General features: G+C 56.4%; 24 protein-coding genes and 7 pseudogenes. 14 read left to right on the plus strand and 17 right to left on the minus strand.

Annotated elements, in window-relative coordinates; translation table 11 throughout:
• Positions 1-722: 722 nt before the first annotated feature.
• Both N8E89_RS23190 and N8E89_RS23195 read left to right on the plus strand, forming a co-directional pair.
• Entirely contained in the window at positions 723-1,661 is a 939-nt protein-coding gene (locus N8E89_RS23190; RefSeq protein ID WP_262262169.1) for a mechanosensitive ion channel family protein, read from the plus strand.
• Between the two features lie 275 nt (positions 1,662-1,936).
• On the plus strand, positions 1,937-2,140 hold the full coding sequence (locus tag N8E89_RS23195; RefSeq protein WP_262262170.1) for a hypothetical protein: 204 nt from the start codon (positions 1,937-1,939) through the stop codon (positions 2,138-2,140).
• 25 nt (positions 2,141-2,165) lie between these two features.
• Here the strand turns inward: N8E89_RS23195 and N8E89_RS23200 are convergent, their stop codons facing one another.
• Positions 2,166-3,005, minus strand: coding sequence for a LysR family transcriptional regulator (locus N8E89_RS23200; protein ID WP_262262172.1), 840 nt, complete (start codon positions 3,003-3,005; stop codon positions 2,166-2,168).
• Between the two features lie 146 nt (positions 3,006-3,151).
• Here N8E89_RS23200 and N8E89_RS23205 point away from each other — a divergent pair.
• Together N8E89_RS23205 and fdxA are read left to right on the plus strand one after the other, a co-directional pair.
• Positions 3,152-3,798: pseudogene (locus N8E89_RS23205) on the plus strand (5-formyltetrahydrofolate cyclo-ligase).
• 61 nt (positions 3,799-3,859) lie between these two features.
• Positions 3,860-4,120, plus strand: a pseudogene (fdxA, locus tag N8E89_RS23210) (ferredoxin FdxA); the annotation flags it as partial.
• Here fdxA and N8E89_RS29510 read toward each other — a convergent pair.
• The 5 genes from N8E89_RS29510 to N8E89_RS23225 all read right to left on the minus strand — a co-directional run bounded on the left by N8E89_RS29510 (position 4,104) and on the right by N8E89_RS23225 (position 8,403).
• Entirely contained in the window at positions 4,104-4,214 is a 111-nt protein-coding gene (locus N8E89_RS29510; RefSeq protein ID WP_410010458.1) for a zinc-ribbon domain-containing protein, read from the minus strand. The pseudogene fdxA and the gene N8E89_RS29510 sit on opposite strands and share 17 nt — an antisense overlap.
• 332 nt (positions 4,215-4,546) lie before the next feature.
• Positions 4,547-5,368: an ABZJ_00895 family protein gene (locus tag N8E89_RS29515; RefSeq protein WP_410010399.1), complete on the minus strand. Its 822-nt coding sequence runs from the start codon at positions 5,366-5,368 to the stop codon at positions 4,547-4,549.
• The gene (locus N8E89_RS23215; RefSeq protein WP_262262173.1) at positions 5,310-6,431 is read right to left on the minus strand and encodes a branched-chain amino acid ABC transporter substrate-binding protein; all 1,122 of its coding nucleotides are present in this window, start codon (positions 6,429-6,431) and stop codon (positions 5,310-5,312) included. The genes N8E89_RS29515 and N8E89_RS23215 overlap by 59 nt, the downstream gene beginning before the upstream one ends.
• A gap of 384 nt (positions 6,432-6,815) precedes the next feature.
• Positions 6,816-8,066: an arsenite efflux MFS transporter ArsK gene (gene arsK, locus N8E89_RS23220; RefSeq protein WP_262262174.1), complete on the minus strand. Its 1,251-nt coding sequence runs from the start codon at positions 8,064-8,066 to the stop codon at positions 6,816-6,818.
• Between the two features lie 7 nt (positions 8,067-8,073).
• The gene (locus tag N8E89_RS23225) at positions 8,074-8,403 is read right to left on the minus strand and encodes an ArsR/SmtB family transcription factor (protein ID WP_262262175.1); all 330 of its coding nucleotides are present in this window, start codon (positions 8,401-8,403) and stop codon (positions 8,074-8,076) included.
• A 46-nt stretch (positions 8,404-8,449) separates the two neighbouring features.
• Between N8E89_RS23225 and N8E89_RS23230 the strand changes: the two genes are divergently transcribed.
• Both N8E89_RS23230 and N8E89_RS23235 read left to right on the plus strand, forming a co-directional pair.
• A complete protein-coding gene (locus N8E89_RS23230; RefSeq protein WP_262262176.1) occupies positions 8,450-8,977 on the plus strand; it encodes a DUF6428 family protein in 528 nt (175 codons plus the stop codon).
• On the plus strand, positions 8,940-9,116 hold the full coding sequence (locus N8E89_RS23235) for a BBE domain-containing protein (protein WP_315975699.1): 177 nt from the start codon (positions 8,940-8,942) through the stop codon (positions 9,114-9,116). The genes N8E89_RS23230 and N8E89_RS23235 overlap by 38 nt, the downstream gene beginning before the upstream one ends.
• 218 nt (positions 9,117-9,334) lie before the next feature.
• On the opposite strand, the pseudogene N8E89_RS23240 reads toward N8E89_RS23235, so the two are convergent.
• From N8E89_RS23240 to N8E89_RS23250, 3 genes and pseudogenes are all read right to left on the minus strand, one after another.
• Positions 9,335-9,583: pseudogene (locus tag N8E89_RS23240) on the minus strand (AI-2E family transporter); the annotation flags it as partial.
• Positions 9,584-9,780: 197 nt separating this feature from the next.
• Positions 9,781-10,977 (minus strand): sodium/glutamate symporter, encoded by a 1,197-nt coding sequence (gene gltS, locus N8E89_RS23245; protein ID WP_262263303.1) that lies wholly within the window; start codon positions 10,975-10,977, stop codon positions 9,781-9,783.
• A gap of 44 nt (positions 10,978-11,021) precedes the next feature.
• On the minus strand, positions 11,022-11,258 hold the full coding sequence (locus N8E89_RS23250; protein WP_262262177.1) for a hypothetical protein: 237 nt from the start codon (positions 11,256-11,258) through the stop codon (positions 11,022-11,024).
• A gap of 621 nt (positions 11,259-11,879) precedes the next feature.
• On the opposite strand from N8E89_RS23250, the gene N8E89_RS23255 reads away from it, so the two are divergent.
• Positions 11,880-13,027 (plus strand): IS3 family transposase gene (locus N8E89_RS23255; RefSeq protein ID WP_262262178.1). Its coding sequence is split into 2 segments (ribosomal slippage): positions 11,880-12,129 and positions 12,129-13,027, totalling 1,149 coding nucleotides; the frame shifts between segments, so codons are not numbered across the junction.
• A 389-nt stretch (positions 13,028-13,416) separates the two neighbouring features.
• Here N8E89_RS23255 and N8E89_RS23260 read toward each other — a convergent pair.
• Positions 13,417-14,358: a helix-turn-helix domain-containing protein gene (locus N8E89_RS23260; protein ID WP_262262179.1), complete on the minus strand. Its 942-nt coding sequence runs from the start codon at positions 14,356-14,358 to the stop codon at positions 13,417-13,419.
• 245 nt (positions 14,359-14,603) lie between these two features.
• Between N8E89_RS23260 and N8E89_RS23265 the strand changes: the two are divergent.
• The 4 genes and pseudogenes from N8E89_RS23265 to N8E89_RS23280 all read left to right on the plus strand — a co-directional run bounded on the left by N8E89_RS23265 (position 14,604) and on the right by N8E89_RS23280 (position 17,848).
• A pseudogene (locus N8E89_RS23265) lies at positions 14,604-15,453 on the plus strand (VOC family protein).
• 159 nt (positions 15,454-15,612) lie between these two features.
• Positions 15,613-16,038: a putative quinol monooxygenase gene (locus N8E89_RS23270; RefSeq protein ID WP_262262180.1), complete on the plus strand. Its 426-nt coding sequence runs from the start codon at positions 15,613-15,615 to the stop codon at positions 16,036-16,038.
• 97 nt (positions 16,039-16,135) lie between these two features.
• Positions 16,136-16,645 carry an adenylate kinase family protein gene (locus tag N8E89_RS23275; protein ID WP_262263304.1) on the plus strand — a complete coding sequence of 170 codons (510 nt, stop codon included), beginning with the start codon at positions 16,136-16,138 and terminating at the stop codon, positions 16,643-16,645.
• Between the two features lie 522 nt (positions 16,646-17,167).
• The gene (locus tag N8E89_RS23280; RefSeq protein WP_262262181.1) at positions 17,168-17,848 is read left to right on the plus strand and encodes a DUF2161 domain-containing phosphodiesterase; all 681 of its coding nucleotides are present in this window, start codon (positions 17,168-17,170) and stop codon (positions 17,846-17,848) included.
• A gap of 344 nt (positions 17,849-18,192) precedes the next feature.
• Here the strand turns inward: N8E89_RS23280 and N8E89_RS23285 are convergent.
• From N8E89_RS23285 to N8E89_RS23300, 4 genes and pseudogenes are all read right to left on the minus strand, one after another.
• Positions 18,193-19,169, minus strand: a pseudogene (locus N8E89_RS23285) (methyltransferase).
• A gap of 153 nt (positions 19,170-19,322) precedes the next feature.
• Positions 19,323-21,107, minus strand: coding sequence for an adenylate/guanylate cyclase domain-containing protein (locus tag N8E89_RS23290; RefSeq protein ID WP_262262182.1), 1,785 nt, complete (start codon positions 21,105-21,107; stop codon positions 19,323-19,325).
• A 276-nt stretch (positions 21,108-21,383) separates the two neighbouring features.
• The gene (locus N8E89_RS23295; RefSeq protein ID WP_262262183.1) at positions 21,384-21,587 is read right to left on the minus strand and encodes a hypothetical protein; all 204 of its coding nucleotides are present in this window, start codon (positions 21,585-21,587) and stop codon (positions 21,384-21,386) included.
• A 391-nt stretch (positions 21,588-21,978) separates the two neighbouring features.
• A pseudogene (locus N8E89_RS23300) lies at positions 21,979-22,384 on the minus strand (ISNCY family transposase); the annotation flags it as partial.
• 357 nt (positions 22,385-22,741) lie between these two features.
• On the opposite strand from N8E89_RS23300, the gene N8E89_RS23305 reads away from it, so the two are divergent.
• Positions 22,742-23,122 (plus strand): DNA-binding domain-containing protein, encoded by a 381-nt coding sequence (locus N8E89_RS23305; RefSeq protein ID WP_262262184.1) that lies wholly within the window; start codon positions 22,742-22,744, stop codon positions 23,120-23,122.
• 307 nt (positions 23,123-23,429) lie between these two features.
• Here N8E89_RS23305 and N8E89_RS23310 read toward each other — a convergent pair whose 3' ends face one another.
• Both N8E89_RS23310 and N8E89_RS23315 read right to left on the minus strand, forming a co-directional pair.
• Positions 23,430-23,960 (minus strand): dihydrofolate reductase family protein, encoded by a 531-nt coding sequence (locus N8E89_RS23310; RefSeq protein ID WP_262262185.1) that lies wholly within the window; start codon positions 23,958-23,960, stop codon positions 23,430-23,432.
• 255 nt (positions 23,961-24,215) lie between these two features.
• The gene (locus tag N8E89_RS23315; protein ID WP_262262186.1) at positions 24,216-24,350 is read right to left on the minus strand and encodes a hypothetical protein; all 135 of its coding nucleotides are present in this window, start codon (positions 24,348-24,350) and stop codon (positions 24,216-24,218) included.
• A gap of 133 nt (positions 24,351-24,483) precedes the next feature.
• On the opposite strand from N8E89_RS23315, the gene N8E89_RS23320 reads away from it, so the two are divergent.
• Entirely contained in the window at positions 24,484-24,948 is a 465-nt protein-coding gene (locus N8E89_RS23320; protein WP_262262187.1) for a GbsR/MarR family transcriptional regulator, read from the plus strand.
• 100 nt (positions 24,949-25,048) lie between these two features.
• Positions 25,049-25,724, plus strand: a pseudogene (locus tag N8E89_RS23325) (methyltransferase family protein).
• Positions 25,725-25,987: 263 nt separating this feature from the next.
• Here the strand turns inward: N8E89_RS23325 and N8E89_RS23330 are convergent.
• Entirely contained in the window at positions 25,988-26,374 is a 387-nt protein-coding gene (locus N8E89_RS23330; RefSeq protein ID WP_262262188.1) for a DUF6632 domain-containing protein, read from the minus strand.
• Positions 26,375-26,533 lie beyond the last annotated feature (159 nt).

Here is a 26,533-nt window from a genome sequence, read left to right on the forward strand (position 1 = left end):
TCGCCCAAGCGTTTTCCCGGGTTCGCTATCGGAGAAATATGGATGTGCTCAACGCACTGCTACGGCTTGTGCTACCCCGCGACCCGGAGCGCATTTGCGGCCGAGTCGGGGGTCAATCTCCCGCGATGGGACAAACCCTGAAAATCATTCTTTCGTAATGGTTGAAAACCATAAACATTTTGCAAACGATATCCACTTCGGTCGACAACACTTAACTTTGTACTTCTCTCTATACTTGGTGGTTACGACACGAAAGTCAAGGCATCGCATAGGCTCGGCACCTTTTCCTCAGGGTGTTGGTGGTTTTACGATGTTGGACAGAAGGTCGCATACGCTTGTTTTATTTATCGAAAATGGCATATTGGAGTCATGACTGTTCCGCTAAAAATCGCTGAAAGGTGTTCCCCCCGTGCGCATGATTGTGCCCGGGGGTGAAGGTGATACCTGACTGATCACCGAAAAACACAATCCCCCGGGTTCGAATTCAAAATAAAAAGCACTCGAAACGGCCTTCGAATACTTCAAAGGTTAAGGGAAATTGTGATGTACATACGAAAACCACCAAAAATTTGCAGTAATTGCAGAAACACTATTCCGAAAGCTGCGCGCCGCTGTGTCTGGTGCGCCGCTGGCGCATCAAGCCCCAAGCCGCGAGCTTTTGACCAGGCGAAAATGTTTGGGACGTCTTCAAACGTCTCACCCGCTTCGTGGGGGCCGGAATCATGAGTATCTCAGGTGGCACCAAACGGGTGACGTGGCCTTTAATCGCGACGGCCCTGAGCATCACGACATACATCAATTATCCGGAACTTCTCGACACTAACAATCTTGGTTGGGACCGCGAACTTGTCCGTCTCATTCTGGGCGGCGCGAGTTATTTTGCGGCGGCATGGTTGTGTGGTCGTCTGATAGGGGTCGCCCTTCAGCGAACCACGCCGGGCAAGCGGAAGGCTCCAAGACTCGTGCAGGAAATGATCGTGGTCGGGCTGTTTCTCGTGGCCTTGGTGGCAACCATCATGCTCGTGATGGGCCAGTCGATGAGCGGGGCCATGGCAAGTTCCGGCATATTGCTTGCCGTCATCGGCATCGCCTTGCGCAACGTAATCGGGGATGTTTTCTCTGGCATCGCCGTAGGTCTCGAAGCCCCATACAGAATTGGGGACTGGATCGAGCTCAACGGCGTCGTTCGGGGGAAGGTTGTGGAAATAGGATGGCGCACCACGAGGCTTCTTGCCAGGGATGAAACCTATATGATCCTGCCCAACAGCAAGATTGCCCGTCAACAGGTGACAAACTACAGCGCACCGCGCCGGAAATATCGGGCGCAAGTGGAAATATGTCTTGGTCATAACATTCCAGTCACGGAGGCCAAAGTGCTTCTTTCCAACGCGGTCGCCGCTTCTCCGATCGTGTTGCAGGATCCGGCACCAGACGTGCGTGTCGTATCGCATGACAGGTCGGCAATCTGTTACGCAGTGCGGTTTTGGGTCCCCTCTTTTGCAGAGGAGGCCGATTGTCGAGACGCAGTTTTCTGCTCAATCGATGACGCGTTAAGGACGTCGGATTACCCCATGCCGACTGGAAACGATGAATGCTTGGCTCAGTACAAAGTCTCCAACAAAAGCAGCCTCGGTCGATCGCTTCGGTCGGTCGGAATTTGAAGACGGGATTGCATTCAGGAACAGCGGCCAGCGCGGCGAGTTGATCCGATCCCCAAGCGATAGACCAAATCCGATATAGTCGACGTTCGATAGTGACGGACTACGGAGATTTGGGTCGCCTCCAACAAATATCCAGCACTGTCTGCGGGGGCATTTAAGCCTCCCTCCAGGCGGACTTGTTTTGCTCACCTGAGTGCGCCGAAGATGCATTGGTTACGCATTTCCCTTTGAAAAACCATAGCACTTGCAGCAATATGCCGGAGGAGGACTTTGTCGTGCCGCAATGGGAAGATTTGACCGCTGAGGAGAAAACTGCGCTCAAAAGATTGAACCGCGGACCCCATCCGGATCTGTCCGAGACGCTCGGCATGCGCCTGATTTCACTCGGTCTGGCGGAAGAAAGAAATGATGCGATCGGTATAAACAGGGCCGGCAGGGAGTTGGTCATAAGCGCGCTGCTCGACGGTCGAAAGACCTGACGGCTCAAATCAGGGAGGCCGCAATTCACTCAGCCACGTGTCTCAAAGCCGTGAGCGCTTCCTTTATATCCTGCCGATTTTCGCTTTCGTCCATGTAGACGGCATAGGCGGGATAGACGAATTCCGGCGCGGAATTAATGATCTCCAACTCACCGGTTTTCAAAAATGGAGCAACCGAACCTTTGCGGAAATATCCCATCCCGCCGGTACGCACGATATAGTTGAGTCCCAGGGGGCCCAATCCGACGAACAAACCCGGAGAGCCAAAGGGTGCGGAGATCGCTCCGTGCTGGGCCGCAAAAACCGGTCCCCAGTCGACGTGAACATACTCGGGTTCCACCTCTGGATCCTGTGGCGTGGCCTTCACCAGGACCAGCTTTTCTTCGATTAGCAATTCCACCTTGATACCCGGCAGCAACCTCGGCGCGTATAAGATGGCGATGTCCAGCGCGCCCGTCCGCAGTTGCTCCAGCAATTGGTCGGCAAGGCCGACATGAGCCTGAATGGCCGTCATGGGATAGGCCGTGCGCATCTGGACCAGCCAGTCGAGAAACAGCGGGTTCCAAAGACTGAGCTCACATCCGGCCGCTACCACGCTGGTCTTCCCATGAGGGACTGCCAGTTGCTGCCGTGCCCGCTCCCAAATCTGGACCAGGGATTGGGCGTAACGCTCAAATTCTTTTCCCGCCGGGGTCAACTGGGTCCCGTTGCGGTTGCGGATGAAGAGCTGGCGTCCGATCTCCTCTTCCAAGTTGCGGATGCGCGCGCTGACGGTGGTCTGCGTCACGTGGAGGCGTTCCGAGGCCTTCAAGAAACTTCCCGAATGAATGATCTCCAGGAACGTGCGTGCGCGGTCGATGTCCATGACCAAAGGTTATAGTGCAATATTTTTGTATTAACAGTGCATTTAATTCCGTTTGCGTTGCCGTTGAACCGGTTTGATACTCTTTCGAGGCCGGAACGGGCAATTGTATGAGCGCCCGTCGAAGAGCGACACTGCAGGAACGCGCGATGATAGAAGACGAACAACAGCCTCACGAATTTTCATCTCCACCGTGCCTCATGCACGAACTGATGCCCGAATACCAACCCGATGATCCCAAACCATGGCACGAAGTCGTAGCGTTTCGTAAATCTGAACGCGAGAGGTTGATCAAGGAGCGCTTTCGGCTCACGCCAGATGTCCGGTTAGTCAAATCGAGACGCATAGCACGCAAGCTGGGCGATGTGATTGGCCGGCTGCCAAGTCAACTGATCGGCGTTTACTGGCCGTTTCGCGGGGAGCCTGATCTGCGAGACTGGATGACAGATGTTGTCCAGTCCGGAGCGAGCATCGCGCTGCCTGTCGTTGTAAGGCGGAGTTGGCCATTGGAGTATCGCACATGGGCGCCGGGCGTCGCTCTCGAACGCGGTATCTGGAACATCCTGGTTCCCGCGAACGGTCCTTCAGTCCAACCATCGACCATCATCGCTCCGCTGGTGGGGTTCGATTCTTCGCGATATCGATTGGGCTATGGTGGCGGCTTTTTTGACAGAACCCTCGCTGCTATGCCTGTAAACCAAAAGTGATTGGCGTTGGCTTTGCCACAAGCCGAATTCCTTCGATCTATCCGCAGGCCCACGACGTTCCGATGGATCTGATTGTCACAGACGAATGAAATGCGGGATGCCTCAGAAGGGCGCGTACTGCTTGATGTCAAATGGGAAAGAGACCGCAAGATGACGTTCGTGGTCACCGACAATTGTATCAAGTGCAAATACATGGACTGCGTAGAGGTCTGTCCGGTGGATTGCTTCCACGAAGGTGTGAACATGTTGGTCATCAATCCTGATGATTGCATCGATTGCGGTATGTGCGTGCCCGAATGTCCGGCCGAAGCCATAATGGCGGACACCGAACCAGACCTCACCGATTGGCTGGCGTTGAACGCTCGCTACACAGCTCTTTGGCCCAACGTGACCCTTAAGCGCACAAGACTGAAATTGGTGCCCCGCACTCAATGCAGAACCTGCTGCCCGCCGGAACAGTGGCCTTACAGCTTGAGCATTCCGTACGACACCTGCTTTCAGAGATCGTAGTTCGTCAGCTCCTATGGAAGACAAAGGCAGGACGACCTCACAAAGCTGCTCAGTTTACCCGCGCAGCCTTAGTCAGCTAATGATCGCGACTCAGTTGAATGTGTGCAGCTTGATCTTCAGGCTGCCATCACCCTGCCGCTCGAATATATGCGTGGCGAGGCCGCCCCATGGCTGATCCTTCTCACTAGCGTCCTTGCCGTTGATTGGTTGAGGGTCCCGCTTCCTCAACTTGTGCCCGACTATCAGATGGAATTAACGCCAACAGGAGAGCAAGCGTCGGCAAGGCCAACGACGGAGAAACGGATGAGTTTGATTGGCTAATTTTCTTCACGGAGTAATGGCTCTTCCTCGGCCTGCGACGCATCCCTCATACCAACGATGCATCAATGTGGAATATTCCTGGCGGCCCGCTTTTCCTTTTTTCTGAATTGCGGACAACATTTTGTCTGCCCATGATCCGTAGATTCGATGCAGTATGAAGAGACATAGACCGAATACAAACACCATCGCAGAACCGTAAATAGTCCAAGCTTTGGGGTTAGTAAGAGAAGCTGATATTTGGGACCCCTGCCAAAGGAGTGATATCACCGACCAGTAGACCTCTGGAGCGGCATACCCAAGAGCACAAACGATTACTATCAAGAAGCCGGCCCCGGTTGTGATGAGAGGCGTGATTGTCGCTATAACGAGACTTCCGACGACAAGGTACCATCGCTCTTTTGCGGAAGGAACTCTACCAAGCTGCCGGACAAACCGGTCTGCAACTATACCGGCGGGGACAGCCAGTGCTCCAATGTTCAATCCGTTAGAGACTGCACGCGAAAGCGTGCCCCCATACTTCTCGTAGGCCACAGCCCCAATCAAAAGGACGAAATTTGTCAGAAGGCTGATCAAGGCAAATCGCTTCAAAAAGTTTCCGAGCCTAGAAAATCCCTTCATAGATTCCCTCACCAATATCGTAAACTTAAACAACCGGACGACCCTGGCTCTCACCTCGTGCCAAAAAGCAGTGGCCGACGCGTGGGATTGCTGCGACCCGACTGTCAGCAGGTCCCGAGCGGACTCCGCGGAATTGGCTTTGGAGATGCGTTCATTGTTGGTAGTAGCTGTATGAGCCATCTGCTGCCCTCGCCCATTTGTACATGACATAGCCCGGGAGAGTGGAGTCGCCCTTCTTATCGTAGGAGATATTACCGAGAACCGTTTTGAACGGTCCCTTCTCCTTCATTGCCTTGGCCACCATTTTCGGGTCGGTTGATTTTGCAGCGGTGGCCGCAGCGGCGATACTCTGGACGGCCGCATAGGCATTGAATGCGTACTCAGCCGGTTCAATACCCGCCGCGCGGAACTTCTCGACAAGGTACTTATGCGCCGGATTGTTGGCCGGTTGAGGCGCGAACGTGTTCAAGGTCCCGGCAGCAGCGCCGCCGGCAATCGAGGCAAGTCTGTTTGTCATTATCCCGTCGCCGGCGACAAACTGGACTTTGAGGTCATTCTCGGCAAGCTGGCGCATTATCTGCCCCGCCTGTTTGTCGAGCCCACCCCAGTATAGCAACGTAACACCGGTCTTTCGCACCCTCGCAACCAACGGCGAAAACTCCTCGCTGCGATAATCAATGCTTTGGCGGAATGCTACTTTGACGCCTTTGGACTTGAGAGTTTTCGCAGTTGCATTAGCGAGGCCGCGGCCATATGGCGTCTTGTCATCAACGATCGCAATTTTCGCATCCTTGAATTTTTCGGCAATGTAGGCTGCTGCGACATTCCCCTGCCGGTCATCCCGCCCACAGGTTCGGAACGTGTTCCAAAGGGGTTTGGGTCTATCGGTGAAAGTTGGATTTGTCGAAGCAGGGGACACCATTAGGATGCCGTTTCGAGCATAGACGTCCGACGTGTAGATTGACACCTCAGAGTTGACGTGGCCGATGACGAACTTCACGCCGCTCGAGACAAACTTGTTGGCAACAGCCATGCCCTGCGCCGGATCATACGCATCGTCACCAACCGAAAATAAGATCTTCTCGCCGTTGATGCCACCGGACGCGTTGATTTCAGCGGCGGCGGCCTCGGCGCCCTTCTGAATCTGAACCCCGTAGGCAGCATAATCGCCGGTGAAAGGCGCTCCTATTCCGATCAATATGTCTGCGTTGGCAAAACTGCAGAAGTTGAGCATTGCGGCAAATGTTACGCCGAAAAAGAGTATCACTCTCATTGCTATTATGTCCCCCGGTGCGAACCAGCACTGGAGCAGACAATCATGCGAACCGGGACAACTGCAAGTGTCGGCGATTGTTTTCAATGGATATTTCTAGGCGCCCAGTTCAGCGGGTGCGTTTTTCCGCAATGCCGTTTGAGTGCTGAACCGGATCGTTCTCGATCTGTGCTTCGAAAATCGCATAATGCCTCGACTGGAACTGCACACTCGAAACCCTTCAACGTGGTTCGTTATGACAGCTTTTGGCCCATTGCGGACGTTCGAGTCTCCTGCACTCACGATGGCGACCATTAGCAAATTGCCTAAGAGTGGCGGTCTGACGAGCCTAAGTTGGGTCGACTGGTAACAGCACTGGCAACCTGGAATGCATTGTCGCCGAATTCACCGCCAACGCCCTGAGCTTGCTCCGGCCGCCTCCTCGTTAATACTCACTCGCAGCTGCCGTCCAATAAGCGCAAACGACGCGGCGGCCAAACACCCGACGGCGACGCAAATCAGCAGGGACGGTCCGATGCCGAGCCAATGCATGATGAAGGCAAATACAAACGGTGCTCCCGAAGATGCAACCAGACGGACAGCCGTGGACTGGCCAACCCGTTCGCCGTAACCCACGCTCCCGAACAACGCCAGCGGAAGTGTCCCCTGGGCAATGCTGGAAAGCCCGCTTCCAAGGCCGAAGATGACGGCAAACGCCAATGCCCCCGTTTGCCAGCTACCGCTCCAGAGCAGGATGGCTATCGCCGATGACATCAGGCCCGTCGAAATGATTGCCAGACTCAGCGGTTGCAGCCTGTTTCCGCTCATGAGGCTGAACAATCGACTGGCGACCTGTGCTGGACCGAACAAGGTCCCCACGAGAACACTGGCGCTGCCCAGCCCCAGAGCCGCGAGGATTGGCAGCATATGGATCAGGATGGCAGCGTTGATGAATCCGAGAAGCGCAAAACCTGAGACCATCAAGACGAACCCCATACGGAGCCGCTCTATAGGAAGCATGTCCTCGACGACCGGTGTTGCAGCTTTCATCGAAAACTGATGACCATTGCTGGAAAGCCTTGCCAACCAGATGTGGATCGGTAGGCAAAGGAGCAAATGTGCGGCCCCAAATACATAGTAAACCTCGCGCCATGTCAGATGCTCATGAAGAGCTGTCGTGACTGGCCAGAATATGGTCGAAGCGAATCCGGCAATCAGAGTGAGATGGGTGATGCTGGTCTTTGCCGTAGTCGGTTTGATCTGCACCAGCAGGGCAAATGCGGCGTTGTAGAGCACGAACGTCGATGCGAGCTCGATGGCGACAAGGCCGATGACGAAGGCAATTGCATTGGTTGCAAGGGCACAGGCCAAAAGTGCGATGGCTGCGCCGATCGATCCGAGTGCCATGACTTGACCTGCGCCAAATCTGTCAATCCAGCGCCCCACCCAGGGGGATGCCAAACCGCCCGCAAGTAGCGATGCGGAAAAGGCTCCGAACACCCAGTCTGATGGCCAACCGAACTCCTGGCCCATCGAAGCCGCCAAAGGACTGAAGCTGTAATAGAGCGTGCCATAGCCGATGATCTGGGTCACGCCCAACGCGGCCACGATGAGGTGGCTTTGGGTGAACAGCGGTGCGTTTCGAGACGTCCCCAATTTGTCCCTACGCCTCGCAGGTTTCGGCACAGGCGTCGACAGCGGGGTCGCAGCGCCCCTGACAGCAGTCCTTCATGAGGAACTCGATCAAGCCGGAAAGGGCGGGATATACCGCGCTGTAGATGATCGAGCGTGCCTCGCGGCGTGACTGGATCAAGCCGGCCCGCTCGAGATGGCTTAGGTGGAAGGATATTTTCGACGAAGACGCTCCCATAGCCTCACCGACCGCGCCAGCTGGCATGCCGTCGGGTCCGGCGATCACGAGCAGGCGGACGATTCTGAGCCGGGTTTCCTGGGAAAGGGACGCAAAAGCGCTGAGGGCTTGCATTTCATTCATGATTATCTCAATATCTCAAAAGAAGTTGAAATGAGGATAACCGATCATGGACACGATGACCAGCCCATCTCTTGTAGATTTTCACAATGACGGCTCGCTTGCAGGCATCCTTGCCGCCTTGGAGCCGCACTCTGACAAATCGCTCGTGCTTCAATACCGCGGGCGAACCATCCAACCCGGTTATCACGTCACCGAGGTGAAAGCGGGATCGTTCGTCACACTCGATTGCGGGGGCAATCCTGATCAATGGCACGAAACCATCCTCCAGGTGGAAGACCTGCCTTCTGTAGGCGGCCGCGATTTCATGCAAGTTAGCAAATTCCGCGGTATCCTCGCCCAGGTCGCGACCCGGGTCGTACTTGACGCCGACGCTCGTCTTACCTTTGAGGTGGGAACTCCCGACGCTCCCATGCAGGTCTTCGACGTAAACACGCTGGCGATCGAGGCCGATCGCATTGTGCTGGCACTTGCGGCACGTCCTGCAATCTGCAAGCCGAGGCATCGGGCTGCAAAGGAGGCGGCGCCCGCAGCATGTTGTGGCACAGCAGCGAAGGGTTCGGGGTGTTGCTCTTGAGCGTGCCTGCTTGACGGGAGAAGGCGACAATCTCGTTCGTGATGCGTACGGTGCGGAAACTTATGCACGGCTTCAGAAAATCAAGCGCATTTATGATCCGGGCAATCTCTTCCGCATGAACCAGAATATTGTGCCGTAACGATACCTATCGGGCGAACGGCCAGTATGATCCTGGTCTTAGTCGGCCCCAGGTCCTACCCATGATCAACGAGATTTGACGCCTGACATTATCGGGTCGAATGGCCGCTTCTGGCGCAAAGCAGCCATTGACCGATTCATTCTACGATCGCCTGTCTTAAGGTAGGAAGCTATTAGTGACGTCTTCCTTTGGACATTGAATATTAGGTTGAAGCTTTGTCAGGATTGTCGAAAGACTTGGCCGAAAGCGATACGGCCCCACGGTGCCTTTTCGCAGTAGGCAATGAACGCGATGAGGATGGGAACTCCAATGAACGCGCCCGGCACGCCCCATATAAAGCTCCAGAAGAACACCGAAAAAATGACGACGAAACGCAAGATCGCCAACGATGTGCCGATCAACAAGGGTTCAAGATAGCTCCCAATCAGGAACTGGATCAGGTTCAGTCCGACGAAGATTGCCACGGCCAGGCGAGTCTCGTGCAGTGAAGGCGAAAGACGGCTTCGCAATCGCGGATTCAGGGACATCAGGCGCATCGATTTGCCGCGGCCCCTTCTTCGTTCAGCGCGCGTGGCGGCAGCAACCGCTTCGAAATCGCGATCAGGCAAAGGGATGGCCGCATTGTCGACATGCGCCGCATTAGCAGCAGCCAAGGCGACACCGCTCAATTGACGAGAAAACCGATCGCGAAGGCATTCGCGATGTCGATGAAAAAAGCTGATACTAAAGGCAGGATGATGAAGGCCATCGGTGCCGCGCCGTGGAGTTTGGTGATGGCCGTCATGTTGGCAATGGCTGTCGGGGTCGCCCCCAGGCTTATGCCGCTGAAGCCCCCGGCAATCACCGCTGCGTCGTAGTTGCGGCCCATCAGCGGGAATACAACGAAGAGTACGTAGGCGATCGCAGCGACGGTCTGAATAGCCAAAACGAGCAGGAGAGAGGATCCAAGCCCACCGAGTGTCCAGAGTTGCATGCTCATCAGTGACATTGCAAGAAAGATGCTCAGCGAAAGGTCGGAGACAAGTGCCAGCGCGCGGGTGCGCGTTGGCCAAAACAGCGCTGGCACAATTCGCGGAATAACATTGGTCAGAACGATCGCCGACAGCAGGCAGGCAACGAAGAGGGGCAGACGAAATCCCAAGTCGGCCAACAGCTCATCGACCGTATAGCCGATGAGAACGGCAACGTTGAGGACGAGAATGGTGCGGAGCAGCGTGATGTGGTTGAGGTCGTCTTCGATTGCTTCGTCATCCGGCAATCCGATCGACGGAGCCGCGTCAGGTCCTTTGAGCCGATAGCGGGAAATCAAAAGGCCCGCGACAGGTCCACCGACAAGGCTCGCAATGACAAGACCGAGTGTTGCCGCCGCCACGCCAATTTCCATCGCATTGGTGAGGCTGAACCGTTCGACGAGAATGGGTGCCCAGGCTATGGTCGTGCCGTGTCCGCCGATCAGGGAAGCTGAACCGAGGAGCACGGCAATGCCTTCAGGCAAATCAAGGGCCGCGGCGCTGCCGGCGGCAATGAAATTCTGGATGACGAGATAGACGAGCGTCAGTCCAAGAAGGATCATCAACGGCTTGCCACCTGCGATCAGATCGGCAACGCGCGCATTCAGGCCAATGCCAGTGAAAAAGTAGAGAAGCAGCAAGTCCCGCGCCGCGAGATCAAACGAGATCGCAATTCCCAAAACGCGATAGGCGAGGAGCGTTGCAAGGGCCGCGAGCAGACCGCCTGTCACTGCTTCGGGAATGTTCCACTTCCGCAATGCCGCGATCTGGCCGTTCAGTCCGGCGCCAATGAAGTATACGACAATCGCTATCGTCAGACTGACAAAACCTGGAAACTCGATGTTTGTCACTGGCAATCAAACCTCGTTCTTTGCTGAGCTTGTGCAGGGTCCTGTTAAACAGGCTGCATGGCAACGCTGCTCGTCTTCAGGTCCTTGACGCGGAATGAGGCCACATAGCGGGCCGGCAGGAAGATCAGGGTGAGAACTGTTGCCACTAGGATATGGCCGGCAAGTCTGACGCTCTCGCCAAGCTTGCGATGTTCGACCGTAACGGTTCTTACGGGGCGAATGACCGGGGCGGTTTCCTTGGTCTCCTCCCGGCGCCCAGCATGCAAGGGAACCGCGATCACAAGGCCACACGGCGCCTAGCGCCCGTACCCTTCGCATTAACCAATTCACTGAAACCAGCATTCTCATGCACTCCAGGAACTCTCATAGCATGGGACAAAACGTGTGTCTGAGGGGCAATTCGACTATAACGTCTGTCTATGGTTTGTGATTGTTCGAAAATCCCAATTGGCTGCTTGGAATCCCAATTTCCGGCGGGCGGGGCGTGGCTAAAAAATGCCGGGATCAAATGGACCTGCTACACTCAAGTTGACGCAAAGTTGAATTCTATCAGAAAAAACCGGCTTCCAACGGCAAAGACAGACATGTGCAGTCGGCCTCAGACACTAACGATGCTGGTCTGAAGCTCGACCAACCTTTGATCAGCTTGACCTTGAGGCCGACGGAACCATCTTGATCGGCATAGTTTCCTGCTCGGTATAAGTTCCGGATCTGCACATCGATACTCTGAAGGTGAAAAGCCGGAATTTATCGGGAAGGCAGTCCCAATGAAGGTTGCTTGAGGTTCGAACCCCGTCAAGGCGCACATTGGAAATCACTCATCCAGACATGCTTTAAAGTGGCCTGCTGCCGGTTTCATAGACACTGAGTTAAGGTGTTCTGCGTGAAACCGGAGAGTATGAATGCAAAGACGAAAGTTCAGCCGCGAATACAAGCTTGAAGCGGTGAAGCTGGTGAAGGAGCGTGGTGTCGCTGTTGCACAGGCTGCCCGCGACCTCGATGTCCACGAGAATGTACTGCGCAAATGGATCAGGGAGCATGGCTCCGATCCGGTCCAGTCCTTTCCAGGGCATGGACAGATGAAGCCGGAACAGCTTGAGATCGAACGGCTGCGGCGCGAGGTCGCGAAGCTGAAGGCGGAGCGCGATATTCTAAAAAAGGCCGCAGCCTACTTTGCAAGGGACGCGATATGAAGTTTGCGTTTATTGCAAAGCACCGTTCGATCTGGCCGGCGGCATGGCTCTGCGAAGCGCTGGGGGTTTCTCGTTCCGGCTTCCATGCCTGGCTCAATCGCTCGCCGAGCGACCATGCCCGCTACGATGAGGTTCTGCTGGACAAGATTGGGCAGAGTTTCAAGTACAGCGACAGAACCTATGGTGCCCGGCGTGTCTGGCATGATGTGCTGGCTGAAGGCTTGTCGTGCGGTCTTCATCGCATTGAGCGGCTGATGCGTCAGAACGCGCTCCGAGCGAGACCACGGCGGCGCGGTCTGCCGAAAGATGCCGGCGACCGATCTGTCATCATGCCCAACGTCCTGGATCGCCAGTTCGCAGCCGACCGACCGAACCAGAAATGGGTGGCCGACTTCACCTATATCTGGACGGCCGAAGGCTGGCTTTATGTTGCCGCCGTCATCGACCTGTTCTCACGCCGTGTCGTCGGCTGGTCGATGAATGCGAATATGACGGCGCAGCTCGTCACCGACGCCCTCATCATGGCGATATGGCGCAGAGGAAAGCCGGATGCGCTGTTGCATCATTCCGATCAGGGCAGCCAATACACCAGCGAACAGTTCCAGCGCCTGATGGGCGATCACGGCATCACCTGCTCCATGAGCAGATCGGGGAACGTCTGGGATAACGCAGCGATGGAAAGCTTCTTCTCATCACTGAAAACGGAGAGAACGGCACGAAAGGTTTATCGGACAAGAAATGATGCAAGGGCGGACGTATTCGATTACATCGAGCGCTTCTACAACCCAAGGCGTCGCCACTCAACACTGGGCTATCTCAGCCCGAACGATTTTGAAACCAAGGTGGGATTAGCTTAACCTCGTGTCCGAAAAACCGGCAGCAGGCCACTCCTCTAAAATCTGAGTCATGTTGGTGCTCAAAGTTCAAATTTGATTCAGCGCCAAGCTGACTTGTACGATCGGTAAGCCTGGTTGTTCAGTACCGCTACTGCCGGTGGCAGATTTAACATCCTAGCTTGATAGGGAATAATGGGGTCGATGGTTCCGCTCTTTTCAAGGCGGGAGAAGCCAAACTTAACTTTTTCAAGAGTCCACGCATGTCGGAGTTTATCTCTGGTACTTGTTAGTTCAGCCAGGTTCGCATTATGCCCCAGTCTTGCAGCTCCTGAGCAATCACCGAGCTAGCGCCCTTAGAGGACTGAGATGGGGCGGTTGCGGACTGGTAGCTTCCGGCATCGTCAATCCACTTAGATTACCGCGCGCCGGCGATATTCTCCGGGGGCAACACCAAGACAACGGCGGAACACGGTCGTCAAATGGGACTGGCTGGAAAAGCCGCAAGCGAGTGCGACATCCACCAGTGACACACCCCCCTGCCGTAACAAGGCTCGAGCCCGTTCTATCCGCCGTACCAGCACATAGGAATGGGGCGACATGCCAATGGTTTCTTGGAAGCGGTGGGCAAAATGATAGGTGCTCATTCCTGCGATCGCGGAGAGCGATGACAGCCGCAGATCGTGTTCTATCTCACTTTCGATGTAATCGATGATACGTGCAATATTTCGGGCCGCAAGCTTGCCGAATGGTCCGTGTCTGTTTCGCTCGCCGTGGCTCGATAATCGCAGAAGAAATTTTTCGGCAAGGATCAATGCCCAACTGTCGAGGAGGAGATTGGTAGGCTCAATCAGGGAGACCGTATACCGTATGCGCTCCAGGCTATGGTGCAGCTGGACATCTACCACATCTGCGGGCATCCAGATATGATCGTGGGTGAGCTCCTTTTCGAACAGCGAAATGCAAACCATGCCCATCAGGTCGAATGGAATGTGGAATTGCATGAAGCTCACCGGCTGTTCGAAGCGCCATTGTGCGCCTTCGAACGGCAACATGGAGACCAAGCCCGAGGGCGCTGCATCGCGCCAGGCAGTCGCGGGGCTTGTTCGGAGCGAGGCACTAACGAAGTTCGGATCACCCACTTGCGGGGAATCCTCGATGGTCGAGAACCAATAGCTCATCTTGAGCGAGGTAGCCGCTTCGGAACCGATCGTGCGCACCGGTGCGATAAGATGATCTGACCAATATCGTGGCACACCAGAAGTAATAACCGTCCTGCGGGAAGTAAGGCCAGCGCGCTCGCCGTCCCGTGCTCCACTGTGGCCGAACCCCTTCCAGGCGTCGTCGATTTTCAAAGTGCGCCCTCCAGGCCGCCTCAATGCATTTGTTGGTGCAAAATTATGCGAACCATCGGAACTCCTAGCGTGGCAAATTAGCAAGATTTTGAAATACGCGCCAGCCGTGGCCCGATATCTGAGACATGCGTTCGCCTTCGTGTGGCGCGTGGGGAAAACGAAACCAGCGATGTGCACGGCAATTTTGTGGCGAGATGCAACGAGGTCTCGCCACCGAGCGCTAACGCAAGTTCAGAGGGACAAAGATGGTAGAAAATCATGAGCAGATTTCAAGCGGTCTTAGCCGCCGGGATGCATTGAAAAGCACGGGCGCGGTGCTAGCTGCATCGATGGCCGGAATGGCGACGCCAACCGCGGCGCAGGGTCAGAAGACCGTTTCCCTGGCCAAACCCGATTTACCGATTGGATCGCGATTGCAAGGCGTCCAACATTTCGGCCTAACGGTGCAGAACATGGAGCGGGCCTTCACCTTCTACACCGAGGTTCTCGGTGGTACCGAGGTAATGCGGGACGGCGATTTTCAGGGTGAGCGTATTCACAATACGCTGCTCACAGGTCAGGAAATTGAAGCGCGTGCACGCGGTATCAACCCGCGCACGATGGGAATTCCCGACCTCCGTGGCGGCGCACAACGGCTGGATGTACGCTTCATCCAGTTCGACAATGTGGTGATTGAGCTTCTGCAATATCGCGACGCCGATCAGCCAATGGGCGGTCCAAGATCCTTCGCCGAGCCGCTCGATCATATGAGTCCTGCCTTTCCGCGGATGATGCATATCTGCTTTCACATTCGCGACGATGTTGATTTCAACCAGTTCATCGCCGATCTCGAAGCGGATTCTGGCGCGGCGCGGTATGATGCATGTTCGTGCTAACCGCGTCGTGACTGTGATGAGTGAGGCGGAACGAAGCTCCGCTCCTCTCGACGCCAATTCCAACCCGATCACAGAAGGCAAGTCGGATGGGTGGAGACTGATTTACTGTATCGGCTCGGAAGGCGAGCAGCTCGAGTTCGTGCAGGCGCTGGGTCCAGTCAAGCAAACCTTCGATGAAGCGCTTGAAGCGCGGCGTAAAATGGTAGCCGCATCGCGCTGAACGGAAGGCAGGCTATGAACAAGGTTGCCGCCAACCTCTTCCTCAGCGGCGTGTAAACACTGATGACGGCCAAACTCACGATCGAGGAAATGGCGGCGAGATTTGTTCGGCGCTCGAGGGCGCTATCTGCGAAAATCCTACGAGGGAAAGAGATAAGAAATGCCACAGAAATTCCTGTCCTACATCACGCCGGTAGCGCTGATTGCGGCCGCTTTTGCAGCTCCCTCGGCGATTGCCGATAACGCCGGCGGTCTACGCTACGCCGATATGCCCGCCGACGCCTATGCCGTCGTCGCGCAGGTTCGCGCCAAGCCTGGCAAGGAGGATGCGCTGCGCGCCATCACTTTATCGCTCGTGCCGCAGGTCCGCGCCGAACCGAATAACTTACTCTACTTCCTTCAGGAGAGCCGCGAGACGCCCGGACATTTCATCTTTTATGAGATATTTGCCAGCCAAGCTGATTTCGAAGCGCACAACCAGACGCCGCATGTGCAGTCTTGGTTCGCGCGCCTGCCCGAGCTAGCCAATGGCGGGGTTACTGTGATCCGCATGAGTATCCTCAACAACGTGACTACCGACCGGTGATGTGATCATGGAAAGCAGCGGAGCGCTGCCGCTTCGTCGACAATACAAACGCACGCGCGGCTTCTCATCCGATTGGCAGTCATGATAAACAATGACCATGGGCATCAGGAACTATCTGATCGAAGGCGGTTCCGGCACTGGAAAGACATCTGTCGCTACAGAACTGGAGCGGCGGGGCTACCATGTCATCCATGGTGATCGGGTCTTGGCTTATGTCGGCGACCCGGAGACAGGCCAAGAACTTGCAGGACCACCCGAAGGTGCAGACCGCATCGTTTGGGGATATGCGCACTGGATCTGGCCCGTTGACAAGGTCCGGACCATTGCTGCCGACACTACTCACCCTGCCACATTCTTCTGTGGCGGCTCGCGCAATTTCCAAAAATTTCTGCAGCTATTCGACAAGGTATTCGTGCTCGACATCGACGTTGAGACGTTGAACCGAAGATTAGATGGACGGCCGAATGAGCCTGGCTTCGAACCGGCCGAGCGGGCACTGGTACTCCACTACCATCGTACTCGGGAATATCTTCCTGCCGGCATCACCATCGACACGTCAAATACCGTCGCACGTGTCGTCGACGATATCCTCGCTAACCTCACCTGAAGCCTTGCAGCGATTGTGATCGGAAAGGAAGCCCCCGATTATTGCGGGAAAACCGAACCCGCTTGAACCGGTCACTGTGCGTCGTCACCGGCAACTGTCGGAACGACAAACCGGGTTGCCAAACGGCCGGAATGCGGGCGCGAAGCAGTCGTCGTTCGTTTGGCAGCTTTCTTCCTGTTGTTGCCAAATCAAATCTTCAACAAGAGGGATGACTAGCGGGTCTGCAGTCCACACTCTGTTCGAGATAGACTATTGAAAAGGCGAGACAAACAGTCATTTAATGGGATTGTGGACATCAGCGCTACAATCGAAATCTGTGAAAATTAGTCTATTATCGGCATTTTCAAAGGAAGGGTTTCTGGCAGGTTCTGCACTTGAACAGGGCGAATCTTGAGTTGGGATCGAAAAGAATTCAGTAGGGTCGTGGGTTAGATACTCCTCAATGCGAGGCAAATGCGGTGTCCCTCGCTGCCATATCGGTGTAGTTTTTTGTGAAACGATTCTCCGGTTTGATCTGTATACATGGAAACCTCGCTCTATCTGCCGGTAAAAAGCTTTCTCGAAAAGGCAGGTTACGTCGTCAAGGGCGAGGTTGGCGGCTGCGATCTTGTCGGCCTCAGCAATGACGATCCGCCTGTTGTCGTGGTCGCCGAGCTAAAATTGAGTTTCAATCTGGAGCTCATTTTGCAGGCGGTCGACCGGTCGACCATTTCAAACGAGGTCTGGATCGCTGCCCGGATATCGTCCAGCGGCAGAGGTCGTGAAGCCGACAAACGCTACCGCAACCTCTGCCGCAGGCTTGGCGTTGGCATGCTGGGCATTTCCGATGCCGGCGAGGTCAGCATCATCGTTGGTTGCGTATCACCAATGCCGCGGACCGATCCAAAGCGGCGTTCGAGGCTTATGCGCGAACACGAGAAACGACGCGGAGATCCGGTGCTTGGTGGTAGTACCCGCACGCCAATCATGACGGCATATCGGCAGCAGGCGCTTGCCTGTGCGGCAACTCTGACGGCAGGACCGCTGCGAGTGCGTGATATTAGAACCAACGTACCGGACGCGGGCAAGATATTGCTTTCGAATGTTTATGGCTGGTTTGAGCGCCTCGACAGGGGCGTCTATGCATTGACGGAAGCTGGCCGCATCGCGCTGCAGCGATGGCCGCAGCCGGATGTACAGGGAGCCAGTAGCCACGGCACTTGAGTGTTGGTTATTCATTCGGAATGTGCGTTAGAGAGGATCGCGCCCTATGCATCGTTTGTGCCGGTCTGCCGCCGTTCCGTGCTTCGAAAAGCGCATAATGTCTCGTCTGGAACGGCGGCGGAGAGGCTGCTATCGACGAATATGCGTGGGCACAGATTGATCGGGAGTAGTGCGTTGACTCGGGCAGCGGATGTCTGCATCTATCCTTTGAGTTAGGCAATTCTCAGATTTCGAATAGTGGCTCGATAAGCCAGCGCATTGTGGCTGAAAAGCCCGGCTCATAAGCTTAGCGGAACTCGCGCCATCCGCCTGAGGCACGCAACGGCAAACCGCACTTGGACAAGCTATTTTAGTCCGATCACCATCGAATCCGGACCCACAAGTGGTTTCAACCACGTTTTTGAGAATCCGGCTTCACGCATCCAGGCCTGACAGTCTTCTCCCGTATAGTCGAACCCGCCGGGCGTCTCGATCAGCATATTCAAGCTCATCAATAGACCGAAAGCGTTTTTGCGGCGATCATCATCGATGACGGCATCATAAACAACGACTGCGCCGCCTTTCGGAAGAGCATCAAATACCTTGCTTAGAAGCATCTTTTCTGGGTAAGGTCCCAATCGTGGAGGATGTGGCCCATGACGATGACGTCAACTTTCGGCAGGGGATCCTCGAAGAAATTTCCACCATGAAACCGCACTCGGTCCTTCACTCCCCGACGGGCAATAAATTCCTCGAAGACTGGTTGAACCGCGGGCAGGTCGAAACCGATACCGGTCAGGTGGGAATGGGCGCTGGCAAGAGTGGCAGGAACCATGCCCTGAGCTGAACCGAGATCCATGAAGGTCTTGTAGTCTTGCCATGGGAAATTGGCGGCGATAGCGTTGGCTGCCCCCGCGCTTATTCCACTCATCGCGCTTAGAAATCCCCGCAATCGTTCCGGATCGGCATAAATTGCCGCAAAGAAGTTTTCTCCTCCACCCTTGCCCTACAATTCGCCGGTGCGCAGGGCATCCGTTAGCGATCCCCAGAAGCCATAGAGCCGGGCATTTGCCATCTCCAGGATACCGCCGATATAGGATGGCTTGGCTCGGTCGAGAAAGAGGTCCGTATCGACAGTGTTGCTGTAGACGCCGTTCTCGCGCTCCAGCAACTTGAGCGCCACCAGCGCATCGAGAAAGTCTCGGGCTGATCGCCGATGCAGCGCAAGCTTCCTTTGAAGCGTCGGCAGGTCGGCCGGCGCATTTGCCAATGTACTAAACACCCCTAGTTCGACAGCACTCAAGAGCGTTTTGGATGCCCAAAAGCCCATCCCAACTTGCATGATATGTTCCGGTGTTGCTGTGCTCACGACTTGATCCTCCAATTGGCTGTTACCTTGGCAGGCGGGGTCTCGCTGCGGCGGTATTGTCCGTGCGGGATTGGGCTTGTGAACTATATCACGCGCTTCTCATTAAGGCATCGGCCGCGGAGCGCGTCAGACTGTCAGTCCCGCCTTGCGGAGTCCTTCAACGCGGTGCTCAAAGTCCACAGGATTCCGGAAGGGAAGGACGCGGCGGCGGCGCTCGATAGAGAAGGCGGGATTCAGCTGGAGCGCTTGCTCCCACGCCCGCCGGCTCTCCTCCGGTCGTCCGAGGTGGCCATAACAGGACGCGAGCAGAGCCTGGGCGGTCTCTGACTGAGGATTTCGTGCGAGCCGCTGCTCGAGCGCGATCATCGCTTGCTCATAATCGCCGAGGGAAAAGCGCGCATCGGCGAGAAATTGGAGCAGGACTTCCGGGTAGTGCGGGTCCAACAGCATCGAAGCATCAAGTGTCTCGAGCGCACCTGCTGGATCACCCGAGAATATCTGGATATGGGCCATCAACATGAGGAGGTCGATTGAGTTGGGCGAAAGCGCAAGGCCACGTTGCACCTCCGCCCGCGCACGGTCCAGGTCGCGGCTCCACATGCAAGCCATGCCCAACGCGAAGTGACCGTCGGGCTGTTCTTCGTCCATCGCTACGGCTTGCTGTGCGAGCTCCAGTCCCGTCCGTAGTGAGTGCTCAGGATCGGTGCTCCAGGCGTTGATGTAGTCGAGTACATGGGTGAAGGCGATAAGTGCGTGGGCCGCCTCAAATCCTGGATCGACGGCGATGGCCGCTCCTGCCAAATTGCGCGCCGCGATGTTTCCGGTTCGGGTGCAAGTCAAACTCTGTTCCCGACTGCGCAAGAAGAACTCGTACGCCTCGACGTTCACCGCGCGATCACGGGCTAGCTGAGCCTGTTCGCTAACCGTCAGCTTGAGCCTGAGCGCAGCCACGATCTCTTGCGTAATTTCGTCCTGAACCGCGAAAATATCGGTGAGGTCGCGATCGAATCGGTTGGCCCAGACATGTCCGCCGCTGCTTGAATCGATCAATTGGGCTGTGACACGCACCCGGTTGCCCGCCTTGCGCACGCTGCCCTCGAGCACGTAGCGGACGCCAAGCGCCTTGGCCACGTCCGGGACGGAGACTGCTGCCTTCTTGTATACGAAAGACGAGTTGCGGGCGATCACGTGCAACTCGGACAGCCTCGAGAGGTCCGTAATAATGTCTTCGCTTATGCCGTCGGAGAAATACTCCTGTTCGGCATCGCCGCTCATGTTGTTGAACGCAAGTACGGCGATGGAGGGATTATCAGGAACGGGCGGCAACGCCGAAGGTCCTGCCGCCGCGTGCGTCTTCGCTGGTGCCGCGGATTTCGCCTGAGCGGCGATGCCTACTTGCAGCGAATAAACGCGGACCGGATCAGCGATGTTCTTGAGCTGCACCGCGCCGCGATCGTCGATCGCGAGATCGAGCCTTGCCTTGACCTGCCAGTACGCTTGCTCGGACAGGCAGATACAGCCAGGCTCGCAAATGCCTTCGAGGCGCGCGGCGATATTGACGCCGTCTCCCATGAGATCCCCATCGCTCTCCTCGACCACATCGCCCAGATGGATGCCGACGCGAAACTCGATCCGGCGATCGGGCGGCAGGCCGGCATTGCGCTCAACCATGCTGTTCTGCACTTCAATGGCGCAGCGCACGGCATCGACGACGCTGCGGAACTCGATGAGGCTTCCGTCTCCTGTGCGCTTGACTATGCGGCCATTGTGCACGGCGATCGTGGGATCGATCAGATCGCTGCGCAGGGCGCGCAGCCGCGCTAGTATGCGATCCTCGTCCGCGCCAGCGAGACGGCTGTAGCCGACCACATCCGCGACCAGGATCGCCGCGATTTTCCGCATCTCGCTCATAGCGCCAGTCTCCTTTGGTCCAGACTAGCACAAAGTCCCCGCTAAGGCTCCCACGCTCGACCTCACGAAACGATTGTAGTTACTGACGCACCAATCCTAAATCGGCAGAAATCGGCTATTATCGGCATTTTCAAAGGAACGGCTATTTATCGGTGTGGAGTTTTAACAGGCCAGATTCAGTCCGGCCCCAGTAGGACCGATTCACACATGCTTTACCCACGCCATAGTGGGGGGTGACTGCAATCGCCACATCATTGGCTTGGATCTGGCACATGTTTAACCGATCTTGCCATCCTCCTGAGGCGTGGTATCAAGATTTAAATGGGTATCGACTACATGATGGATTGCTGTTCGCAATGCGTCCGCATTTTCGCCGGAAAGGGTCGGGCCATGATCGATCCCGGCGATACCTCCAACAAATAGGCCACTTTCTGCGTCTTTCGCTAAGGTGCAGACGTAATCGCGATACATCCAGGCCACGGTTCCACTCCGACGGGCCGATTGGCGATCAAACTTTCGGATCAACCGTCGCTGCCGGAGGAAATTCGAAAGTCGTGCGCGCTTCATGCCAGGCCCGCCTGGTAGTCACCTATTGGAAATCTGCCACCGATTGCAACTCTTAGCCATTAACTTTTGTCAGGGGATCGCGCGAAAGAGCGGTTTTGTGTCCCGCTGTTCTCGATATGTACTGTCAAAGCATTTTATAGATGAGACATCAGCAGCAATATAGAAAAGCAATAAGGACGCCTTGATTATTGAGATTTTGCCTGGGGATATTCTACTCGTAGAGGAGCAACGCCAGCCACCGACCGGGCGCAGCGGGTTCGTGTTGCGCGGCCCGAGCGGTGGCGGATAAGCTGCGAAAAATACTTCAGCTTTGACAGCCTGAACCCGCCTTCATGCGCGCTTTGGCTTGCTCGCGCCGGGCTATGACAGCGGGATTGTTCATGTAATCCGCCCGCCGTTTGCGCCCGCGCTTCTGATAGCCGTTACTCTGGCTGCCGTCAGGAAGGGAGAACATGTGGTTCGTCTGGCCCGTCCGGCGCGGCCCGCTCAGGCTGCGCTGCAGCTCACGGCCGGATTGCAACTCGGAAACGAAAGCCAGCACCTCATCGAGGCGCTTGTTCTCGACAATTTCCGACCGCTGCACCGAGCGCACCTTGCCGAAGGCCCTGTAGGGCAGGGTGATTCCCGTCATGCATAACCTCCAGGCGGCCGTCCGGGTAGTCGCACACGATGACTTTCTCACCCGCCAGCCGCTTGGCAACATCCGTCGGCTGTCACTTTGCTCTTAAAGGCGAGATGAGGAATTGAACAAAATCAAAGGCGTTCCTTTGTCTCTAAATCTGATATTTTGCCTTAAATTCGAGATTTTTGCCCCTAAACTTGAGACAGGGTTCACAAGGGCATGCGGCTGGCCGCTATGGATAGGGAAGGGGACCACGCCGGGGCGATCGGTGCTGAAGCCGCGCGGAGAGCGGCGGTCTTGCGGCCACTTGTTCAGGATATCTTTCTGGCACGGGCAGTTTGGAAAGCGGCATTCATGATGCGGTTGGGAGCTGGGCGTAAGCAGGGCGACAGTCTGGCGCTGGATACGGCGCCTTGCCAAAGACGGCGGGCGGACCAGTGCGTTGGTGCCGCAGAAGCGCGGCCGCCGTGCGGGCGCAACGGTCATATCCAGCGAGGTTGAGGCGCTCATCGAAGAGTATCTTCGCCGCTACTATTTGCGGCGGAAACGAGCGAGCCTGTCGCGGGTGGTGTTGGAGGTCCGGATCGCCTGTGGTGAACTCGGGCTACAAGCGCCGACACGGCGAACCATTCAGCGACGTCTTGATACGATGGATGAGCGTGAAGTCATGAAGGCGAGAGAAGGCGCAAAGGCAGCACGCCAAAGGTTTGCGCCCGTAACAGGTAAAACAGGGCCGAACTACTTCTGGATGTCGTTCAGATCGACCATACGGCTGCAGACATCATCCTTGTCGACAGTTTTGAACGCAAACCCATCTGACCCCTAGGTGGATCGGTCGCCAGATTGAGAACCGACGTCACGCCTCGACATCAAATACCATCGAACGAGCCTGGTCGTCATCTTGCATTTAAGGGCAAAGAATGGCGTTTGTCGACGCCAAACGCGACAAATCTCGGAATTAAAGGCAAAGCGACAGCCGCGGATGTCTGGCAACCGTTTTCGACAATTCGATCTCGGGAACGCGCGTTAGCCGGGAGCTGGACAGGATCGTCAAACCCGTGGAATTCCCTTATCAGGACTTCGAATGCCATCCTGAAATGGCAACGGCGCAGTCCGTCGGGCGAGACACGCGATTAGGCAGGAACGTATGTCAATCTAATCACATTCTCGCCAACGTGATCGGCGAAAACAAGGCGGAGCGGCGGTCGCGGTCCGGTGAAGAATGGCTTGCCGCGACCAAGCACGACGGGATGGAAGTAGAGTCGATACTCATCAATAAGACCAAGGTCGGTCAGGCTTCGCGCCAGGTCTGGTCCGGAAACGGCAATCTCCCCAACGAGCCGAGCCTTCAGCCCCCGTATCACCGTCTCGATGTCATCCGAAACAAGTGTGGCGTTGGGGCCGACCGACTTCAACGAGCGCGATACGACCCACTTTGGTTGGCGTCGCCACGCCGCCGCGAACTCGTGTTGTTCCGCACTCCACTCAGGACGGTCTTCGTTCCAATACCGCATCACCTCGTACATGCGGCGACCGTACACACTGCCGGCCAGGTCGCGCACGTGCTCTATCCAATGACGAAAGAGCAAGGGATCGGGCGCAAATTCCTGGTGGTCCACATAGCCGTCTAGGGACTGGTTCATTCCGAAGACGAGCTTCGCCATGCTACAAAATCTCCATCCCAGGTTCTTCAGAATAGCTTGAGGCGACAATACGCGAAAGTGAGGTTGCGCACAAACTGCGCGCGGCATTGTCGGTGTGACGAATAACCGGAGGACCGTAACCACCGTTCCGGTCAGCTAGACTGTGAGGCGAACGACTGCTTCTAACGCCAATAGCTGCCCTTGGCGCCGCCCGACAGATCTGCGCCAACGCGCGCCCCCCGGAAAGGCCTTCCAGTCATCACCTTGACCCGAGGCCTATGACCTTGCGGCCACCGCGCCGATCGGCTCATTCAGCCCAGCATTCGTCCGCAAGATCGCGGCGCTGATCAGGGAAGCGGCCGTAAAGCGCCGCTTGCGCGTCGTCGCGCGCAAATGACGGACGTTAACCATTTGTTAGCCGGTCATTTTATCCGCGGTAGCGAGTCCAGGTCCGGGTTCGATTCCATGATAAAGACCGTTTGAGGACGATCCCTTTCTCGGTGGACACCCGTTCCATATGCATTATATTCGGGACATGCCGAATATGTCAAACAAGCGTATGACGACCACCCAGCAACGCTTCATCGCGGATGCAGCACGGTTGCTGATCCCTTGGGGCGTGCCTCAGACAGCGGCGCGCCTTTACGGCTATCTGCTGCTCTGCGCCGAGCCGGTCAGCCTCGACCGCATCACGGCTGACCTCGAGATCAGCAAGAGCAGCGCGAGCGTCGCCGCACGATTGCTGGAAGCATATATGCTCGCCCGGCGCCACGGCGAGCGCGCAAGCAAACGCGCCTTGTACACGGTGTCCGACAATTATGAGGGCATGCTGACTGAGCAGAAGCGCCTGCTCGATGCGCTCGCCGATCTTCTCAAGAACGGCGCAGGCTCCGTCGCATCGGGAGCAACGCGGGACCGCCTCGACGAAATGGCGGAGTTCTATCTGGCGATACGCCAGGCGATGGAGACAGCGCTCGGACAATGGCGCGCGAAGAAGCCACGATCCTGACGCGATCGATCGGCGCCTTTGCCAAAGCCAGTCTGGAAACAATCTCGACGAAGGAGTGAGCAACATGGAACAGACCGGAACTCCCCGGGAGCCGAGCCCGATGTCGCGCAGCTCGGCCATTGCCTATGCGATTGGCCTTCCGCTTTCGCTGCTTGGATTGATCTTTCTGCCGGCCGGAACGATCGCCTGGCGGCCCGGATGGATATTCCTTATGGTTCTGATGTTGGGCTTTGGCACTTCGGCCCTCGTGCTCGCCCGGGTCAATCCTATGATCTACCGCGCACGCAGCCGGTTTCAGGCGGGCACGAAAAGCTGGGACAAGGCATTGCTTGCGGTCATCCTGCCGGCGATGGCGGCAGTCCTACCGGTCGCGGCGCTCGATGCCGGTCGGTTCCACTGGTCGGGTGTTCCGGCCTGGGCGGTGCTATCGGGCTATGTCAGTGTGCTGGCGGGTATCGCCGTGAGCGGATGGGCACAAGCGGTGAATCCGTTCTTCGAGCCGGGCGCTCAGAATCCAATGCGAGCGGCATCAGCGCGTGATCGATATCGGCCCCTATCGTTTTGTGCGTCACCCCGGATATATCGCCGCTTTGTTCCTGTTCTTCGGCATGGCGCTTGCGCTGGGCTCGTTCTGGGCTCTCATTCCCGCAGCGCTGGCGGCGGCGTTGCTCGTCTTGCGCACGTCATGGGAAGACCAGCTGTTGCGGGCCGAGCTTCCGGGATATGACGAATATTCCCGTCGGGTGCGGTGGAGATTACTCCCCGGCGTCTGGTGAAGGCGGGGATTCTGATGTCGGCTGCCGAGCATGAGGCGCGTGTTAAGGCCGTCCGACCATTCACGGCGCTTCATCTTCCCTCTCGGCCTTATCCTTCTCATCCATCGAGCGGACGATCTTCGCTACTGGGTCGCGAATGGTGGGTCTTTTCTCCATGCGCTACCAGGTTTACAAGCCGTGAATTCTCCGAGCCGTCCCTTGCGATCCCAGGAGACAGTTAGCGCCGCGCCCATCCACCAGTGCAGTGACGGGCTGACGCTTCGCTATCCGTCGTTCATAGTGCCGCCCGAATAGGTCAACCCGCCGAGCACCGCCGCCACGAGTAGCAAGGCCGGCACGTCGCCCAGCATATGACCCATATGCGCACCGGGGCTAAAGGACTGGATCGCCATGATCAGCGCGTGCACGACACTCGACCAGATCGTGAAGTCGATTAGCGACCGATGTGATATAGGGTCACGCGACGCACGGATCAGAAATATCCCAAGCGTTGCGTATATGCCCACCATCATCATGAAATAGTGCGAAGCGGTGGGCGGGCCATCATGCCAAGCCCAACCCGACGGCCAGATAATTGCAAGCGGATAGACCAAACAAAATGCGACACCGCATGCAATCAGAGCGATCTGCAACAGTTTCAGGCGGGACATGGGCGCGCTCTTTTCTTCGGGAGCGAACGGCACTCTTTCGTCACTAGCGTATTTGAAACCAGCCTACCATGAAATGCATTTTGTCTCCAACGTCCGCGACCGACCAGCAGGATAATTAGCAAGTTACGGAAGAGCTCCCAAAATCGGCATCCTGATGCT

The organism is Phyllobacterium sp. A18/5-2 (genome assembly GCF_025452215.1).
Lineage (GTDB): Bacteria > Pseudomonadota > Alphaproteobacteria > Rhizobiales > Rhizobiaceae > Phyllobacterium > Phyllobacterium sophorae.